This window comes from Pseudomonas sp. 2725 (assembly GCF_050434585.1).
Taxonomy (GTDB): Bacteria; Pseudomonadota; Gammaproteobacteria; order Pseudomonadales; family Pseudomonadaceae; genus Aquipseudomonas; species Aquipseudomonas jessenii.
The window spans coordinates 289,914-307,916 of sequence record NZ_JBNDIV010000007.1 but is presented as its reverse complement, the minus strand read 5'-3'; the positions used below and the strand labels follow the sequence as shown (position 1 = coordinate 307,916).

The 18,003-nt window shown below is 61.0% G+C and carries 14 protein-coding genes; 2 read left to right on the top strand and 12 right to left on the bottom strand.

The features are described from left to right. Positions 1 to 252: 252 nt before the first annotated feature. Positions 253 to 1,263 carry an extracellular solute-binding protein gene (locus tag ABIE16_RS21465; protein WP_090452819.1) on the top strand — a complete coding sequence of 337 codons (1,011 nt, stop codon included), beginning with the start codon at positions 253 to 255 and terminating at the stop codon, positions 1,261 to 1,263. Then, the gene (locus ABIE16_RS21460; RefSeq protein ID WP_429521881.1) at positions 1,263 to 2,828 is read left to right on the top strand and encodes an ABC transporter permease; all 1,566 of its coding nucleotides are present in this window, start codon (positions 1,263 to 1,265) and stop codon (positions 2,826 to 2,828) included. The genes ABIE16_RS21465 and ABIE16_RS21460 overlap by 1 nt, the downstream gene beginning before the upstream one ends. Positions 2,829 to 2,948: 120 nt before the next feature. On the opposite strand, the gene ABIE16_RS21455 is transcribed toward ABIE16_RS21460, so the two are convergent. The 12 genes from ABIE16_RS21455 to ABIE16_RS21400 all read right to left on the bottom strand — a co-directional run bounded on the left by ABIE16_RS21455 (position 2,949) and on the right by ABIE16_RS21400 (position 17,953). Continuing rightward, positions 2,949 to 4,883, bottom strand: coding sequence for a methyl-accepting chemotaxis protein (locus ABIE16_RS21455; protein ID WP_150811890.1), 1,935 nt, complete (start codon positions 4,881 to 4,883; stop codon positions 2,949 to 2,951). A gap of 150 nt (positions 4,884 to 5,033) precedes the next feature. After that, complete coding sequence (locus tag ABIE16_RS21450) at positions 5,034 to 6,323, bottom strand: adenylosuccinate synthase (RefSeq protein WP_057712238.1); 1,290 nt, start codon at positions 6,321 to 6,323, stop codon at positions 5,034 to 5,036. A 54-nt stretch (positions 6,324 to 6,377) separates the two neighbouring features. Continuing rightward, a complete protein-coding gene (locus tag ABIE16_RS21445; protein WP_007973265.1) occupies positions 6,378 to 7,565 on the bottom strand; it encodes an ATP phosphoribosyltransferase regulatory subunit in 1,188 nt (395 codons plus the stop codon). A gap of 312 nt (positions 7,566 to 7,877) precedes the next feature. Continuing rightward, a complete protein-coding gene (gene hflC / locus ABIE16_RS21440) occupies positions 7,878 to 8,747 on the bottom strand; it encodes a protease modulator HflC (protein ID WP_007995015.1) in 870 nt (289 codons plus the stop codon). Beyond that, positions 8,747 to 9,922 (bottom strand): FtsH protease activity modulator HflK, encoded by a 1,176-nt coding sequence (hflK, locus tag ABIE16_RS21435; RefSeq protein ID WP_057712240.1) that lies wholly within the window; start codon positions 9,920 to 9,922, stop codon positions 8,747 to 8,749. The genes hflC and hflK overlap by 1 nt, the downstream gene beginning before the upstream one ends. 96 nt (positions 9,923 to 10,018) lie before the next feature. After that, the gene (gene hflX / locus ABIE16_RS21430) at positions 10,019 to 11,320 is read right to left on the bottom strand and encodes a ribosome rescue GTPase HflX (RefSeq protein ID WP_057712241.1); all 1,302 of its coding nucleotides are present in this window, start codon (positions 11,318 to 11,320) and stop codon (positions 10,019 to 10,021) included. 12 nt (positions 11,321 to 11,332) lie between these two features. Then, a complete protein-coding gene (gene hfq, locus ABIE16_RS21425; RefSeq protein WP_003221112.1) occupies positions 11,333 to 11,593 on the bottom strand; it encodes an RNA chaperone Hfq in 261 nt (86 codons plus the stop codon). Between the two features lie 93 nt (positions 11,594 to 11,686). After that, positions 11,687 to 12,658, bottom strand: coding sequence for a tRNA (adenosine(37)-N6)-dimethylallyltransferase MiaA (gene miaA, locus ABIE16_RS21420; protein WP_057712242.1), 972 nt, complete (start codon positions 12,656 to 12,658; stop codon positions 11,687 to 11,689). Further along, a complete protein-coding gene (gene mutL / locus ABIE16_RS21415; protein WP_429521880.1) occupies positions 12,658 to 14,568 on the bottom strand; it encodes a DNA mismatch repair endonuclease MutL in 1,911 nt (636 codons plus the stop codon). The genes miaA and mutL overlap by 1 nt, the downstream gene beginning before the upstream one ends. Next, positions 14,565 to 15,995, bottom strand: a complete 1,431-nt coding sequence (locus tag ABIE16_RS21410) for an N-acetylmuramoyl-L-alanine amidase (protein ID WP_057712244.1) — start codon at positions 15,993 to 15,995, stop codon at positions 14,565 to 14,567. Before ABIE16_RS21410 ends, mutL begins: the two co-directional genes overlap by 4 nt. Then, a complete protein-coding gene (gene tsaE, locus ABIE16_RS21405; RefSeq protein WP_095964695.1) occupies positions 15,996 to 16,466 on the bottom strand; it encodes a tRNA (adenosine(37)-N6)-threonylcarbamoyltransferase complex ATPase subunit type 1 TsaE in 471 nt (156 codons plus the stop codon). After that, positions 16,454 to 17,953: an NAD(P)H-hydrate dehydratase gene (locus ABIE16_RS21400; protein ID WP_429521879.1), complete on the bottom strand. Its 1,500-nt coding sequence runs from the start codon at positions 17,951 to 17,953 to the stop codon at positions 16,454 to 16,456. Before ABIE16_RS21400 ends, tsaE begins: the two co-directional genes overlap by 13 nt. Between the last annotated feature and the right edge of the window lie 50 nt (positions 17,954 to 18,003).

The following is an 18,003-nucleotide window of genomic DNA, read 5'->3' as shown; positions in this document are numbered from 1 at the left end:
CCTTGGATTTCACAAAAACCCGCGAAAGCGGGTTTTTGCGTTTCTGGCATTTGAAAACATCCCCTCTCCCTTGTAGGAGCGAGCTTGCTCGCGATGGATGCACAGGCAACGCATTTCTCCAGACACCCCTCGTTTTCGTTCACGCCCATCGCGAGCAAGCTCGCTCCTACAGGATTTATCGGCGCATTTGAGAAACAATATCGTTTATCATTGTTACAAGTTTTTGCAATGTGACAGTGAGGAACCCTGCGAATGATGTTTCGAAATACCCTGCGCCGCGGCCTGATCACCACCCTCCTCGGCCTGGCACTCGCCACTCCCCTCACCCAAGCCGCCGATCCGGTTGCCCTGACCCTCTACAACGGCCAGCACAAAGAAGTCGGCGATGCGGTCGCCAAAGCCTTCGAAGCCAAGACCGGGATCCACGTCAATGTGCGCAAAGGCAGCAGCAACCAGCTCGCCAGCCAGATCGTCGAAGAAGGCGATCGCTCCCCCGCCGACGTGATCTACACCGAAGAATCGCCACCCCTGAACAAACTCGGCGAACAAGGCCTGCTGGCCAAGACTGATGACGCCACACTGGCCGTTCTGCCCAAGGAATACGTCGCCGGCAACGGCACCTGGATTGGCGTGACCGCCCGGGTGCGCGTCGTTGCGTTCAACCCCAAGCTGATCGATGAAAAAGACTTGCCGACCTCGGTGATGGAATTTTCCGACCCGAAATGGCAAGGCAAGGTCGGCTTCGTACCCACCAGCGGCGCCTTCCAGGAGCAAGCGGTCGCGATCATCAAGGTGCACGGCATGGACGCAGCCGAAGAGTGGCTGACCGGTCTGCGAGCATTCGGCAAGACCTACAGCAACAACATGGTTGCATTGAAAGCGGTAGAAAATGGCGAAGTCGCCACCGTACTCGTCAACAATTACTACTGGTTCGCCCTGCAGCGTGAAAAAGGCCAGCTCGACTCGAAACTGCATTACTTCAGCGGTGGCGATGTCGGCGGACTGATCACGGTTTCCAGTGCTGCGGTGCTCAAATCCAGCAAACACCCCAAGGAAGCACAGCAGTTGCTCGCCTACATGGCCAGCGAGGAAGGCCAGCGCGTGATCACCCAGACCACCGCCGAATACCCGCTGCACAAAGGCATGGAGTCTGATCGCGGACTCAAGCCATTCAGCGAGTTGCAAGCGCCGAAAGTCACGCCAGCCGACCTCGGCAATGCCGAAGAAGCCCTGGACCTGGAACGTGACGTTGGCTTGAACTGATGAGCGCATCGCTATCTGCCACCAGCCTGCGCAGTAACAACGTGCCCCGCCGCAAGCGTCCTCCCATAGGGTTGGTGTTGCCGGTCTTGCTGTTGGTCGTCCTCAGCCTCCTGCCGCTGGCCTATGTCGGACTCAAAGCCTGGCAAGCAGGCTGGGCAGAAGCACTGCATTTGCTATGGCGACCTTATGTGTTCGGCTTGCTGCGCAACACACTCGCACTGATGATTGGCGTCACCATTGTTTGCGGGGTGATCGGCTTGTCGCTGGCCTGGCTGCTCGAGCGCAGCAATCTGCCGGGGCGACGATTGTGGGGCGTGATTCTCTGCCTGCCGTTTGCCGTACCGGCCTTTGTCAGCAGCTTCACATGGGTTTCCCTCAGCGCTCATTTCGAAGGGCTCGGCGGGGCGATCCTGGTGATGAGCCTGTCCAAGTATCCGTTGATCTTTCTGCCCGTGGCGGCAACCTTGCGCAATCTCGATCCGTCCCTGGAAGAGTCGGCTCGCACATTGGGGCAAAATCGCTGGGGCGTGTTCTTTCGCGTCACCCTGCCCCTGCTCTGGCCTTCGCTGCTGGCGGGTTCGTTGCTGATTGCCCTGCACATGCTGGTGGAGTTCGGCGCCTTGTCGATCATCGGCCTGCAAACCTTCACCACGGCGATCTATCAGCAATTCGAGCTGGAGTTCAGCAATGCCAACGCGGCGATGCTCTCCGCCGTACTGCTGATGTTGTGCCTGGCGCTGCTGTGGCTGGAGCTGCGCGTGCGCGGCAAGGGCCGACACGTGCGTACCGGACAGGGTGCGGCGCGACGCGCGGAACAGGTTCAACTGGGACCCTGGGCTGTGGCGGGACAGCTTTATTGCCTGTTGCTGGCAATCATTGGCAGCGGGATTCCGCTGGGGATGCTGGTCTACTGGTTGTCGGTAGGAACATCGGCAGCCTTTCCCGTAGTGGCAATCGGCGAAGCATTGCTGTCGTCCCTCGCTCTGTCGCTGGGTGGTGCCGCTCTGTGCCTGGTGCTGGCGGTGCCGGTCGGCCTGCTGGTCGTGCGCTACAAAGGCCAACTGGCGATCTGGGCCGAGCGCCTGCCCTATCTGCTGCATGCGCTGCCGGGCCTGGTCATTGCCCTGACCCTGGTGTATTTCGCCCTGCACTACGTGCCGATGCTTTACCAGACTTCGGCATTGCTGCTGATCGCCTATGCCCTGCTGTTTCTGCCGCTGGCCCAGGCGCCGATCCGCACCGCCCTGAACAAGGCGGCACCGCAGCTTGAGGAGGCGGCGCGCACGCTGGGAGCCTCGTCATTCAGTGCCTTCTGCCGAGTGACACTGCCGATTATTTTCCCGGCGCTGGGGGCGGCTTTTGCCCTGGTGTTCCTGGATGCAATGAAGGAGCTGACGGCGACCTTGCTGCTGAGCCCCACCGGGCTCAATACGCTGGCGACGGAAGTCTGGGCGCATACCGCGAATGTGGAGTTTGCGGCGGCGGCGCCTTATGCGGCGTTGTTGATATTGGTGTCGGGGTTGCCGGTCTATTTGCTGACGACCCGGATGTATCTGAGTCGCTAAGACCGTCATCGCGAGCAAGCTCGCTCCCACAGGTTTCGATGGTGGACACAAAGTTTGTGAACACCCCGGATCAAATGTGGGAGCGAGCGTGCTCGCGATGAGGCCATCCCTGAAACAGTATTAAGCCCTGAACTGCCCCAGGCTCGCCTTCAACTGCGCCGCCAGACCATCGAGCACCTTGCCGCTCGCCGTAGTCTCCACGACAGCTTGCGCCGCTTTCTCGGCCTGGGCATGAATGGTCTGCACCCGCCCCCGAACTGCCTGCGCGCCCTGCGCCTGATGCGCTGCAGCCTGGGTAGCCAAACCGATCGCCGCATGGACCTGCTCGACGGATGCCTGCACCGACTGCTGCAACCGCGCACTGTCACGCAGCACCAGTAAACCCTCACTGGCCTGGCGCCCGGCCTGACCAATCGCCGCCACCGCCTCACGCGCACCTTGCTGCAAGGCCACGATGTGCGCCTGAATATCGCCGGTGGAGCTTTGCGTCTTGCTCGCCAGCGCCCGCACCTCATCGGCCACCACGGCAAACCCGCGCCCGGTCTCGCCGGCACGCGCCGCCTCAATCGCTGCGTTCAGCGCCAGCAGGTTGGTTTGTTCGGCGATGCCGTGAATCACCGTCAGCACCACTTCAATCTGCTCACTTTGCTGCGCCAGGCGTTCGATCACTTGCGCGCCAGTGTTGACCTGACCCGCCAGCTCCTCGATCAGGCTGCCGACTTTCGCCGAGGTCCGGGTGTTTTCATCGGTGGCCTGACGAATGTCCACCACCTGCTTCAGCGCCGCCTGCATGGCATGGCTTTCCGACTGCGCCTCATCAGCCATTTGCGACAAGGCGCGCAAACTCTCCGCCACCTCGTCGCGCTGCATGCCAGCCGCCGCGTCCGCACCGGCGTTGCGCAAGGTCATGGCGCCGATCTCCACGCCGGTACGCTGGGCGACATCCCCCGCCTCACGCACGATCGGCTGCAACTTATCCACAAAGCGATTGACCGCCGAGGCCATGTCGCCGATTTCATCCTTGCTGTTGATCTGCACACGCTTGGTCAGATCACCCTCGCCCGCCGCCAGGTCATCCATGGCAACGATCAGCATTTTCAGGCGATTGACCACTCGGCGACCGAGCACCACCGCCAACAACAGCAGGACACCGAAGCCCACCACCGCCAGACACACGCCGATGCGCCAGCGCAATGTCGTAGCAGCCTCCTGCACGGTGCTGGTGGTATTGGCCTTCATTTCCGCCGCCGTGGACTGCGCCGACTGCAGACGCGAGCGCATGGCCGTTGCGCTGTCAGCAGCCGCACCCTTGAGGCTGTCGCCCACCAGTTGATCGCTGCTGGCGATCAACGCCGAGAAGCGCTTGTCGAGGGCCGCCAGATCAGTCTCCACGGAAGCCGTCGAGACCCCCATCAGGACCTTGCCGATTTCTACGCCGTTAGGATTGATCGGGGCCTCGATGTAGAACACCGAAGGATCGTTCTTCGCCGCATCCAGCACCTTGTCCAGCGCACGCTCGCCCTGGCCTTTTTCCAGCAGTGCCTTGTTGATCGGATTTTCCCGATTGAGGTAGCGCGTCAGGTGCTGGCCGGTGGCGTCGTCATACACCACGAACAGCACATTGGGATTGCGCTGGGCCCGGCGGGCGAACTCGGAAAGTGTCGGAATGTCGTTGTCCCACATGGCGCGAGGCGCGACGGAAGCCAGAAGCTGTGCCATGTCGCTGGCGGAGTCCTTCAGGTCCTTTTCCAGGGCCGAACGCAATTGCGCCTGCTCCTGCTCAAGACGCGAGGACAAACCGGCGGTCAGGCGCTGACGCGTACTGGTAGAGAGACTGTCGAGGCTCGACGTGACTTCGCGTCCCGCCTGCTCAAGCTCAGCGGAAAGCTTTTGACTGTCCGCGCCCAGGCGCAGGCCCAGATCGGCTTCCAGCGCGGTCACCGTGCTCCGGGTCAGAGCGACAGCTACCAGTACCTGCACCAAAAGGGCGATACCAAGGGTAACGAACACGGGCCGCAACAAACGGCTCTGTAACAATGAGAGAACGGCCGACACTTGATATCCCTCTGCAAAAGCGCCATTAAATTGATGGCACGCCAAAAGTGACGTTTTAGGCAAAGCTAATAGCAAAGGTCATGCCGTCCAGCAGGCATAAACGACAAAGGCCCCAATTAAGGGGCCTTTGTGTTTTACATCAACGACTTATCAAGCAAACGGATGGCGCAGGACGATGGTTTCGTTGCGGTCCGGGCCCGTCGAAATAATGTCGATCGGCGCGCCGATCAGCTCTTCAACGCGCTTGATGTAAGCACGGGCGTTAGCTGGCAGCTCTTCCAGGGTTTTGGCACCCACGGTCGATTCGGTCCAGCCCGGCACTTCTTCGTACACAGGCTGCAGGCCCACGTAGCTGTCAGCATCAGTCGGGGCAACGGCCTTGCCTTCTGCATCTTTGTAGCCGACGCAGATGTTGATGGTTTCCAGACCGTCGAGTACGTCCAGCTTGGTCAGGCAGATGCCCGAGATGCTGTTCACATCGATAGCGCGACGCAGGATAACGGCGTCGAACCAGCCACAACGACGGGCACGGCCGGTAGTCGCGCCGAACTCGTGACCTTGTTTAGCCAGGTGCGCGCCGACTTCGTCGAACAGCTCCGTCGGGAATGGACCCGAACCTACACGGGTGGTGTAAGCCTTGGTGATGCCCAGGATGTAGTCCAGGAACATAGGGCCGACACCCGAACCGGTAGCAACGCCGCCAGCGGTGGTGTTGGAACTGGTCACGTACGGGTAGGTACCGTGGTCGATGTCCAGCAACGAACCTTGGGCGCCTTCAAACATGATGTCTTTGCCAGCACGACGCAGGTCGTGCAGCTCGGCAGTCACGTCCAGCATCAGCGGCTTGAGCAGCTCAGCGTAGTCTTTGCACTCGGCCAGGGTCTTGTCGAAGTCGATGGCTGGCTCTTTGTAGTAACCAACCAGCATGAAGTTGTGGTAATCCACCAGTTCACGCAACTTGTCTTCAAAGCGCGGCATGTTGAGCAGGTCGCCAACACGCAGGCCACGACGTGCAACCTTGTCTTCGTATGCCGGGCCGATGCCACGACCGGTAGTACCGATCTTCAGCTCGCCACGGGCCTTTTCACGGGCCTGGTCCAGCGCAACGTGGAAGGACAGGATCAGCGGGCAGGATGGGCTGATACGCAGGCGCTCGCGCACCGGTACGCCTTTCTCTTCCAGCTTGGTGATTTCCCGCAGCAGAGCGTCGGGTGCAACCACCACGCCGTTGCCGATCAGGCACTGCACGCCTTCGCGCAGCACGCCCGACGGAATCAGGTGCAAGACGGTCTTCTCACCGTCGATCACCAGGGTGTGGCCAGCGTTGTGGCCACCCTGGTAGCGCACTACGGCGGCAGCATGTTCGGTCAGCAGATCAACGATCTTGCCTTTGCCCTCATCACCCCATTGGGTGCCCAGGACTACGACATTCTTACCCATAACACTTGTCCTCATTCGCGCAAACTTGGTGCCGGCGGCAGCCGGCAGGAAAACTCAAGAAGCCAGTGGCGATACTTGCCAAAGCCCGTTCTGCTGAATCAATTGCCGGTCGCAGTCCGCTTCACGGGCGGCGGCCAAAGGTTGTCCAGGCAATGCCTGAACGACACGCTGACCCTCACTGCGCAACTGGCAAACCTGCTGCCAGAGTGCCGCATCCGTACTGTCAGGCATCCAGATACCGCCAGACGGTAGCTCGATCTCAGCACGCCCCAGGGTCACCAGGGTTTTCAAATCGGTGGAGAAGCCGGTCGCCGGACGGGCGCGACCGAAGTCGGCGCCGATGTCGTCGTAACGACCGCCCTGGGCAATGGACTGGCCAACACCCGGTACGAACACAGCGAACACCACACCGGTGTGGTAGTGGTAGCCACGCAGCTCGCCCAGGTCGAAATACAGCGGCAGCTCAGGGAAACGCACGGACAGCCGCTCGGCAATCGCCAGCAAGTCGTCCAGCGCTGCCAGAACAGGGGCCGGCGCCTTGGCCAAACGCTCGCGGGCCGCAGCCAGCACTTCACGACCGCCACACAGGTCGACCAACGCCCGCAGCATGCCCGACAGATCGGCAGGCAAGCCTTCGGTCAAGGTAATGACCTCGTCGATGGCCTTACGTTGCAAGGCATCGAACAACTGCTGCTCGACTTCACCGGACAACCCGGCCGCACGGGCCAGGCCGCGATAGATGCCAACATGACCGAGGTCCATGTGCACATCCGGCACATCGGCCAGTTGCAGCATGGCCAGCATCAGGCTGATGACTTCGACGTCGCTGCTCGGACTGCCGTCGCCGTACAACTCGGCACCCAGTTGAATCGGGCTGCGCGAGGACGACAGGGCGCGAGGCTGAGCGTGCAGGACACTACCGGCATAGCACAGGCGGCTTGGGCCTTCACGACGCAGGGTGTGCGCATCGATGCGCGCCACTTGCGGCGTGATGTCGGCGCGGAAACCCATCTGACGGCCCGATTGCGGGTCGATGACCTTGAAGGTGCGCAGATCCAGGTCCTGGCCCGCGCCGGTCAGCAGGGATTCCAGGTACTCGATATGGGGAGTCACGACAAACTCGTAACCCCAGCTCTGGAACAGATCCAACACCTGACGACGCGCGACTTCAATACGCGCAGCTTCCGGTGGCAGTACTTCTTCGATGCCATCTGGCAGAAGCCAGCGGTCTACCGTTGCCATTACGCCTTCCCCTATCTCCGGGCGACCAGCCTGTCGGCGAGCCTTGAGTGAAGCAGAAAATGGTCGGCTTGCGCACAAACCACGCGCATGAGCGACGGAGCGAAAAGCCCTTCTACCGGCTTCGCCAACCACTTTCCTCGAAAAACTGTCGAGCCAATCGGCCCGGCATCTGCTTGAACACAGCAATCAAACATGCAGACGCAAAAAAGCCGGGAATTTCCCGGCTGCCGCATCATACACACGTTTTCCCAAAGGATCACCCCGCCAGAGGTTTTAGCCGCCCGGCGGGGGATAATTCAGGTCAACGCCGTATCAAGGCTTGGCTTTTTCCAGGTAATGGAAGAAGTCGCTGCTTGGGTCGAGGACCATGACGTCGGATTTGTTCGCGAAGCTTTCACGGTAGGCGCGCAGGCTACGGTAGAACGCGTAGAACTCCTGATCCTGACCGTAGGCCTTGGAGTAGATCGCAGCAGCCTGGGCATCGCCATCACCGCGAACCTCTTCGGATTCACGATAGGCTTCAGCCAGCAGCACGCGGCGTTGACGATCGGCGTCGGCACGGATGCCTTCGGCCAGTTCGTTACCCTTGGCGCGGTGCTCGCGAGCTTCACGCTCACGCTCGGTGCTCATACGCTCGAACACACTGCGGTTCACTTCTTTCGGCAGGTCGATGGTCTTGACCCGAACATCGACCACTTCGATGCCCAGCTCTTTCTCGGCCATCTTGTTCAGCGATGCCGTGATATCCGCCATCAGCGCATCACGCTCACCCGACACAACTTCGTGCAGGGTGCGCTTACCGAACTGGTCACGCAGGCCCGATTCCAGACGACGGGAAAGACGCTCGTCGGCGATCTGCTTGAGGCCGGAAGTCGCGGTGTAGTAACGCTCCGCGTCCTTCACGCGCCACTTGGCGAAGGCATCGACCATCACGGCTTTCTTTTCCAGCGTCAGGAAGCGTTGTGTCGGTGCATCCAGCGTCATCAGGCGTGCGTCGAATTTGCGCACCTGGTTGACGTAGGGCACTTTCACGTGCAGGCCTGGCTGAACATCGGCCTGGACCACGCGACCGAACTGCAGCAACACCGCACGCTCGGTCTGAGCCACGATGTAGAAGCAGTTCCAGGCAGCGATCGCCACGACGACGCCGACAATAAGGGCGATCAGCGATTTATTGCTCATCAGCGACTCTCCCTGGTACGTGCTGGCTGTTGCTGCAGATCAGCTGCCGCACGCGCATTCGCTTCATTGCTGGTGGCTGCCGCACTGCTCACCTGGGTGCTGGTGCTGCGACCACTTTCGACCATCTTGTCCAGAGGCAGGTACAACAGGTTGTTCTGGCCGTTCTTGTTGCCGGTCACGAGAACCTTGCTGGTGTTGGTGAAGACTTCCTGCATGGTGTCCAGATACAGACGCTGGCGGGTGACTTCAGGGGCCTTGCGGTACTCGGCGACCAGCTTGGTGAAGCGATCGGCCTCACCCTTGGCGCGCGAGACGGTCTCGTCACGGTAACCATTGGCATCCTCAAGGATGCGCTGGGCCTGACCACGAGCTTCCGGCACGACGCCGTTGGCATAGGTTTCGGCCTGGTTGCGCGAACGCTGCTCGTCTTCCCGGGCACGGATCACGTCATCGAAGGCTTCCTGGACTTCGCGCGGTGCCGCTGCGCTCTGAACGTTGACCTGGGTGACGGTGATACCGGTGCGATACGTGTCCATGAAGCGTTGCAGACGCTCCTTGATCTCGCTGGCCATCAACTCACGACCTTCGGTCAGTACCTGGTCCATCGCGGTGGAACCCACCACATGGCGCAAGGCGCTGTCGGTCGCGTGCTGCAGGCTGATTTCCGGCTGATCGACGCTCAGCACGAAATCCTGCAGGTTGCTGATCTTGTACTGCACGGTCAGCGGCACTTCGACGATGTTCTCGTCTTCGGTCAGCATCTGGCCCTGCTTGGTGTAGGCACGCTCACGCGTGACGTTCTCCATGTACTTCTTGTCGATCGGCGGGAAGTAGATGTTCAGGCCCGGACCCACGGTCTCGTAGTACTTGCCGAAGCGCAGCACCACAGCTTGCTCCTGCTCGTCGACGACATAGACCGCGCTGTACAGCCAAACGGCCGCCAACACGACCAGACCGATGCCGAGCAGGCCGCCAAAGCCGCCACTCTTGCCCGGACCACCGCCGTCGTCGCCACCACGTTTCTTACCACCACCGAACAAACCGTTCAGGCTTTCCTGCAGCTTTCGGAAGGCCTCGTCGAGATCCGGTGGCCCCTTGCGGTCGCCGTTGTTACGACGCTTGCCACCCCAAGGATCCTGATTATTCGAGTTGCCACCCGGCTCATTCCAAGCCATAGCGCTCTCCATCTGATAAAGCAAAGACGCACCCACGGCGCGCCGACCAATGCTACAGAATGCCTGTCACCACGGCACAACCGCTTTCTCAGGCTTTTATTGCAAAGTGTGTTGCTCGATGAACTCCATCGGTTGCAAACCTTCGCGACTCACCAGCCGATTCAATTCGGCCCGTGGCAAACGAACGGCCAGCAAGCTGATGCCTTCGTCATCGTGTTCTTCCTTTTGTACCGCACCGAGTTCGAAAAACTGCGCACGCAGTCGAGCAAATCGGTTCGGCAAGCGCAAGGTGCCAACAAACAATTCATCGCCAAGCAACTCGGCCACGGCCTGCTTGAGCAGATCAAGACCTGTGCCATCTTTCGCCGAAAGCCAGACCCGCTGCGGTTTGCCATCGGCATCGCGCTGGATCTGCGGCTCCACGCCCTCGAGCAAATCGAGTTTGTTATAGACCTCCAGGATCGGCAAGTCTTGAGCCCCGATCTCTCCGAGCACCACCATGACCTGTTCAATCTGGGCCATGCGCTCAGGCTCATGGGAGTCGATCACGTGCAGCAACAGATCGGAGTTGCTCGACTCTTCGAGCGTAGCCCGAAATGCCTCGACCAGCTTGTGCGGCAAGTGACGAATGAAGCCCACGGTGTCAGCCAGCACGATCGGGCCGAGGTCATCGAGCTCGAGCCGGCGCAAGGTCGGGTCGAGGGTGGCGAACAACTGGTCAGCCGCAAAGACGTCGGAGTCGGTCACCGAGTTGAACAGCGTCGATTTGCCGGCGTTGGTATAACCCACCAGCGAAACCGTCGGAATGTCAGCCCGTTTGCGGCCACGGCGCGATTGCTCACGCTGGCTGCGGACCTTTTCCAGGCGCCCCTTGATCTGCCGCAGGCGAACCCGCAACAGGCGCCGGTCGGTTTCCAGCTGGGTTTCACCCGGACCGCGCAGGCCGATACCGCCTTTCTGCCGTTCAAGGTGAGTCCAGCCGCGAACCAGCCGCGTACTCATGTGCTCAAGCTGGGCCAGTTCGACCTGGAGCTTGCCTTCATGGGTGCGGGCGCGTTGGGCGAAAATATCGAGAATCAAACCCGTGCGGTCGATCACGCGACACTCGAAAATACGTTCGAGGTTACGTTCCTGACTGGGCGTGAGGATGTGATTGAAAATCACCAGATCGACCTGTTCGGCCTGGACCAGGTCGCGCAACTCTTCGACCTTGCCGCTGCTGATCAGGGTTTTGGCGGTTGGCCGATGACGCGGCACGTTGAAGAACGCGACGGTCTCGGCGCCAGCCGAAATTGCCAACTCCTGAAACTCCTGCGGATCTTCGCGCGCCTCAGGGTCCTGACCATCCAAGTGAACGAGAATGGCTCGTTCACCACCACCGTGGCGCTCAAAGAACAAAGGAGACTCCTATCAGGCGTTACCTGGCTCAGCATCACCTGCATCGGATTCGGTTGCGCTAGGCAGACGAATTGGACGAACCGGCACCACTGTAGAGATGGCGTGTTTGTAGACCATCTGGCTGACGGTGTTTTTCAGCAGGATAACGAACTGGTCGAAAGACTCGATCGTGCCTTGCAGCTTGATACCGTTGACCAGGTAGATGGACACCCCAACTTTCTCTTTACGTAAAGTATTCAAGTAAGGGTCTTGTAGCGAATGCCCTTTTGACATGTGCCGCACTCCTTTAAGGATTCAATATAAAAAATAGGTAATCAGATGGCTTTGGCCGTCACACCCCCAAGGATAGACGGCAATTGCAAGGACTCAGCTCAATATGGAGATGGTCCCAAGGTATTTCAAGGCGCGCGGCAGATTGTCGCAATCCAGACTGTCCAGCCAATGCAGATCAGTCCAACTGCGCAGCCAGGTGAACTGGCGTTTCGCCAATTGGCGCGTGGCAATGATCCCACGCTCCTGCATCTCGGCTGACGTCAGCTTGCCATCCAGGTAGTCCCAGACTTGGCGATAGCCTACTGCACGTATAGACGGCAACCCGGTATGCAGGTCTCCTCTATTACGCAGGGCTACGACCTCGTCAATGAATCCCTGTTCCAACATTAAAGTGAATCTTTGTTTAATTCGCTCGTGCAGTACCTGGCGATTTGCCGGAGCAATGGCCAAGTTCGCGACAGTATAGGGCAATTGTTGCAGTCCCGAAGCGGCTGCTTCAGTACTTTGCGCAGATTGTTGCAAACGCAGGGCGGTCATGCTTTGACCGCTGACACGATAAACTTCCAGCGCTCGACTCAATCGCTGGGGATCGTTCGGATGTATTCGCGCCGCGGACTCCGGATCGATCACCGCCAATTGTTCGTGCAAGGCTTGCCAGCCAAGGCGCGCAGCCTCTTCTTCGATTTGCGCACGGACCTCGGGATCGGCGGCCGGCATATCTGCCAGACCTTCAACCAAAGCCTTGTAATAGAGCATGGTGCCGCCCACCAGCAGCGGAATTTTTCCCCGTGCGGTGATATCGGCCATGGCTTCCAGGGCGTCACGGCGGAAATCCGCAGCCGAATAGCTCTCGGCCGGGTCGAGAATATCGATCAGACGATGCGGAAATTGCGCCAGCAGCTCTTTGGAAGGCTTGGCGGTGCCAATGTCCATGCCACGGTAGACCAGCGCCGAATCGACACTGATCAACTCGCAAGGCAGGACCTTGGTGAGCTCGATGGCCAGGTCGGTCTTGCCGGCGGCGGTCGGGCCCATCAGGAAAATCGCAGGTGGGAACTGGCTCATCAACGACCGCGCAAGAACAGTTTGTCCAGATCGTCCAGGCCCAGTTGGGTCCAGGTCGGTCGGCCATGGTTGCATTGACCACTGCGCTCGGTGTTTTCCATGTCACGCAGAAGACCGTTCATTTCCGGCAGGGCCAACCGCCGATTCGCACGAACCGCGCCGTGGCAGGCCATGGTCCCGAGCAATTCGTTCAGGTGCGCCTGAATGCGGTCGCTGGTGCCGAACTCCATCAGATCAGCCAGGACGTCAGCGACCAGCCGGTTGGCTTCGGCCTGCTTGAGCAGTGCCGGAATCTGCCGTATCACCAGGGTTTCCGGGCCCAGACGCTGCAATTCAAAACCCAGGCGCTGGAACCAGGCGACATGCTCCTCGGCGCAATCGGCTTCACGCTGACTGACGGCCAGGGACTCCGGCACCAGCAACGGCTGGCCGCTCAGGCCCTCACTGGCCATCGCCACCTTCAGACGCTCATACATGATCCGCTCGTGGGCGGCGTGCATGTCCACCAGCACCAGGCCCTGAGCGTTTTCCGAAAGAATGTAGATGCCCTTGAGTTGTGCCAGCGCATAACCGAGCGGAGGGATGTCGTCCTGCCCGGCCGGCAGCGCGACGGCATTGGCCTCGGGCAGCGGTGCAAAAAACTCGCGATAGGCGGCCTGCGCTTCGGCGACAGGTGCACCGGACTGCGGTCGCGGTGTGTATTGATATTGATAACCCGCGCCAGCCCCCGAACCCGCCGGCGCATTGAACGACGGCTGAGCCTGAGGCTGTTCCAGCAGCGCATTGGCGGCCAGGCGCATTTCGCCCTGGGGTCCGAATTCACCGGCTTCGAGGCCGGTAGGCCGGACGATGGCCGTGGCAACCGGCGCCGCCAGTTGATCGTCGGGGCGCACATCGCCCAAGGCGCGGTGCAAGGTGCCGTAGAGGAAATCGTGGACCATGCGCCCTTCACGGAAGCGCACTTCGTGCTTGGTCGGGTGCACGTTGACATCGACGCCGGTCGGATCGACTTCGAAAAACAGCACGAAGGTCGGGTGCCGACCATTGAACAGCACGTCGCGATAGGCCTGGCGTACCGCGTGGGCCACCAGTTTGTCGCGCACGGCACGGCCATTGACGAAGAAATACTGCAAGTCGGCCTGGCTGCGGTTGAAGGTCGGCAGGCCGACCCAGCCCCATAGATGCAGGCCGTTGCGCTCGATTTCGATCGGCAGTGCCTGCTCCAGGAAACCCGGCCCGCAGATCGCCGCCACGCGCCGGGCACGGGCCGCATCATCATGGGCCTCGTGCAGGCTGAGGATGGTCTTGCCGTTATGGCGCAGATGGAACGCCACATCGAAGCGCGCCAGGGCCAAGCGCCTGATCACTTCTTGCAGGTGATCGAATTCGGTTTTTTCGGTCTTGAGAAACTTGCGCCGCGCCGGCGTGTTGAAGAACAGGTCGCGCACTTCAACCGAAGTGCCCACCGGGTGGGCCGCAGGTTGCACACGGGGCGCCATGTCACGGCCCTCGGTCTCGACCTGCCACGCCTGATCGGCGTCGCGGGTGCGGGAGGTCAAGGTCAGGCGCGCGACGGAGCTGATCGATGCCAGGGCCTCGCCGCGAAACCCCAGGCTCATGACCTGCTCGAGGTCTTCCAGGTTGCGGATCTTGCTGGTGGCGTGACGGGCCAGGGCCAACGGCAGGTCATCGGCGGAAATGCCACTGCCATCGTCGCGCACCCGCAGCAGCTTGACGCCGCCCTGCTCCACATCGACGTCGATGCGTTTGGCGCCGGAGTCGAGGCTGTTTTCCAGCAGTTCCTTGATCACCGAAGCCGGGCGCTCGACCACCTCACCCGCGGCAATCTGGTTCGCCAGCCGCGGGCTGAGCAGCTCGATGCGAGCGCTGTTGTTCACAACCTGATTCATTCTTTGGCCGCCAGTTCAGTGCCCGGAATGGTCAAGTGTTGACCAACCTTGAGTTCATCGCTCGACAGGTTGTTGGCGCTGCGCAGGGTGGCCGGCGTAACCTGATAACGAACGGCGATCATCGCCAGCGTCTCGCCAGGGTTTACCCGATGGTCACGTGGACCTTGGGCGATTTTTCCGGAATCACGCAGCCAGGCAATGTAAGTGCCTGGCGGCGGGTTCTGCTGGAAGAACTGGCGCACGCCGCTGCTGATCGAACGCGCCAGCGCCTGCTGGTGGCTCGATGCTGCAAGCTTCGAGGCTTCGTTGGCGTTGGAGATGAACCCGGTTTCCACCAGGATCGACGGAATATCCGGCGACTTCAGTACCATGAACCCGGCCTGCTCAACCCGCTGCTTGTGCAGTGGCGTGACCCGACCGATGTTGCTCAAGACTTTCTGGCCAACGTTCAGACTGGAGGTCAGGGATGCCGTCATCGACAAGTCGAGCAGCACGCCGGCGAGCATGCGGTCTTTGTCATCGAGGCTGACGTTGCCGGCACCACCGATCAGGTCGGAGCGGTTTTCGCTGTCGGCCAGCCAACGGGCGGTCTCGGAAGTTGCGCCGCGATCGGACAGGGCAAATACCGAGGCACCGAAAGCGGCGGCAGAAGGCGCGGCGTCGGCGTGGATTGAGACGAACAGGTCGGCGCCTTTCTTGCGGGCGATTTCGGTACGGCCGCGCAACGGAATGAAGTAGTCACCGGTACGGGTCAGTTCGGCACGGAAGCCTTTCATGCCGTTGACCTGGCGTTGGGTTTCGCGGGCAATCTGCAGCACCACGTCTTTCTCGCGCTGGCCTCGGGAGCCGGAAGCCCCCGGATCTTCGCCACCGTGACCGGCGTCGATCACCACAATGATGTCGCGTTTGCCGGCCGGAGCCGGTGGCAGCTTGATCGCCGGTTCCGCAGGCGTGACCGGCACGGCAGGCACCGTGGCGACCGACGGTGTCGGCGCAGGCGGTGGCGCGGCGTCGGCGGCGTTATCGAACAGGTCGACCACCAATCGGTTACCGTACTGAGCGTTCGGCGCCAGGGAGAAGCTTTTCGGCGTCACGGCCTTTTTCAGGTCGATGACCACCCGCAGGTCCGTCGGCGTGCGCTGGGCCGAGCGCATGGCGGTAATCGGGGTGTTCGAGGTGTTGACGTTGAGTGGCGCACCGAGGGTCGCGCCATTGATGTCGATGACCAGGCGGTCCGGAGCCGTCAGGGTAAAGACGCTGTGTTGCACCGGGCCGGTCAGGTCAAACACCAGTCGCGTGTTGTCCGGTGCCCGCCACAGACGAACACTGTTGACCTTCGAATCGGCCACAGCGTCGACGGTCACCGCCAAGAACAACACCCCTACGGCAGCCACCAACGCGCGAAAGCGCATACCTAACCCCATCATCTATTTGGATTCCAATGCCAAAGCGGCACACCAGGCCTTGCCACGCGAGCCCTGGGATAAAATTTTCAGCGAACGCCCGCTGTCTTGCGGGCTAATGGTAATGGTCAGGTCAGGCTTTGGCAAAAAGCCTGCACCTTTATCGGGCCATTCGATCAGACACAGGGCATCGTCTTCGAAGTAGTCGCGGATACCGAGGAACTCTAGCTCTTCCGGATCGACCAGACGGTACAAATCAAAATGGAAGGCGCGAATGTCGCCGATCTCGTAGGGTTCGACCAGGGTGAAGGTCGGGCTTTTGACTGCCCCGACATGTCCCAGACCGCGAATGATGCCTCGGGACAACGTGGTTTTGCCCATCCCCAGGTTGCCCTCAAGGAAGATCAGGCCATGGCCTTGGGTGATTCGGGCAATGCGTGCGCCAAAGTCGCTCATGGCCTGTTCATCGGCCAGGTACAGGGTTACTTCAGACACGGTGCTTGCTCCTCCAACAACTGACGAATGGCTGGGATCAGATCACTGGCCGCCAGCCCACGGCCCAATTTTCCTTGTTGCTCGCCGGCATTGGCGTGCAGCCAGACCGCCAGGCAGGCCGCGTCGAACGGCTCCATGCCCTGGGCCAGCAATGCGCCGAGCAAACCGGCCAGCACGTCGCCCAAACCGGCGGTGGCCATGGCGGGGTGCCCCTGATGACACAGCGCCAGACGTCCATCGGGATGGGCGATCAGGCTGCCGGCACCTTTCAGGACGACGACAGCTGTATATTTTTTACTCAATGCATGGGCTGCGGCGGGACGGTCAGACTGAACGTCGGCAGTGCTCACCCCAAGCAGTCGCGCAGCCTCTCCTGGATGCGGGGTGATCACGCAACCCCTGGGCAGATCGACCTGTCCACCCGCCAACAGATTCAAGGCATCGGCATCCCAGACTTGCGGCAAAGGCGCATTGGCCGCAGCCGACAGCAGGCTGCGCCCCCACCCTGCCTGACCCAGGCCCGGCCCGACCACCAGCACCGATACCTTCTCAAGCAACCCCATCAGTTGATTGGCCGACGACGTGCCCAGCACCATGGCTTCCGGAATTCGAGAAAGCGCTGGCGAAACATGTTCCGGACGGGTGGACAGCGAAACCATGCCCGCACCGCTGCGCAGAGCACTTTGTGCACTCAGCAAAATTGCCCCACCGTAACCGCGATCACCGCCAATGAGCAGCACATGGCCGAACTTGCCTTTGTGGGATGCCGGTGCCCGGGACACCAGACGCGGCAGGTTAGCGATACACAAGCGCCGAGCCGTGAACGCAGTACCGTTCAGCAACTGCGGATCAGCCTGCAGATCGTTGAACACCAACTCACCCGTCACATCCGCGGCATCACCGGTGAACAACCCCACCTTCAAGCCAATGAACGTGACCGTCAGGTCGGCATGCACTGCATGACCAAGGAAACGGCCCGTATCCGCGCACAACCCTGACGGAATATCCACCGCCACTACCGGCAGTCCGCTGGCATTGATCGCGGCGATGGCGCTGACATAGGGATCACGCACGTCACCGCTCAGACCGGTGCCAAGCAAAGCATCCAGTACAATGCCGCGCAATCCGGATTGTGCCGTCCAGGGCTCGATGAGCACCTGTTCAGACACCGCCTTGGCATGGGCCGACGCCGCATCACCCTGCAAGCGCTGCGGATCGCCCACCGCCAGCACCCGCACCGACCAACCGGCACGCTGGGCCAGTACGGCCACCAGGTACCCGTCGCCTGCGTTGTTGCCATGTCCGGCCAGCACGCTCAGCTCGTTTGCTGTCGGCCACTGCCGCACCAGCGCCCGCCACGTCGCCCGCGCCGCGCGCTGCATCAATTCGAAGCCCGCCGTGCCGGCGGCGATCAGGCTCGCGTCGAGTGCTCGCACCTGGGCGGCGCTATACAGCGCGTCGGGTAATTCATCTTTAGTGTGCGGCATGCGTCTTCGGGCTCCGATGTCTGGCAGAATTATACGCATCTCAGCCCCGG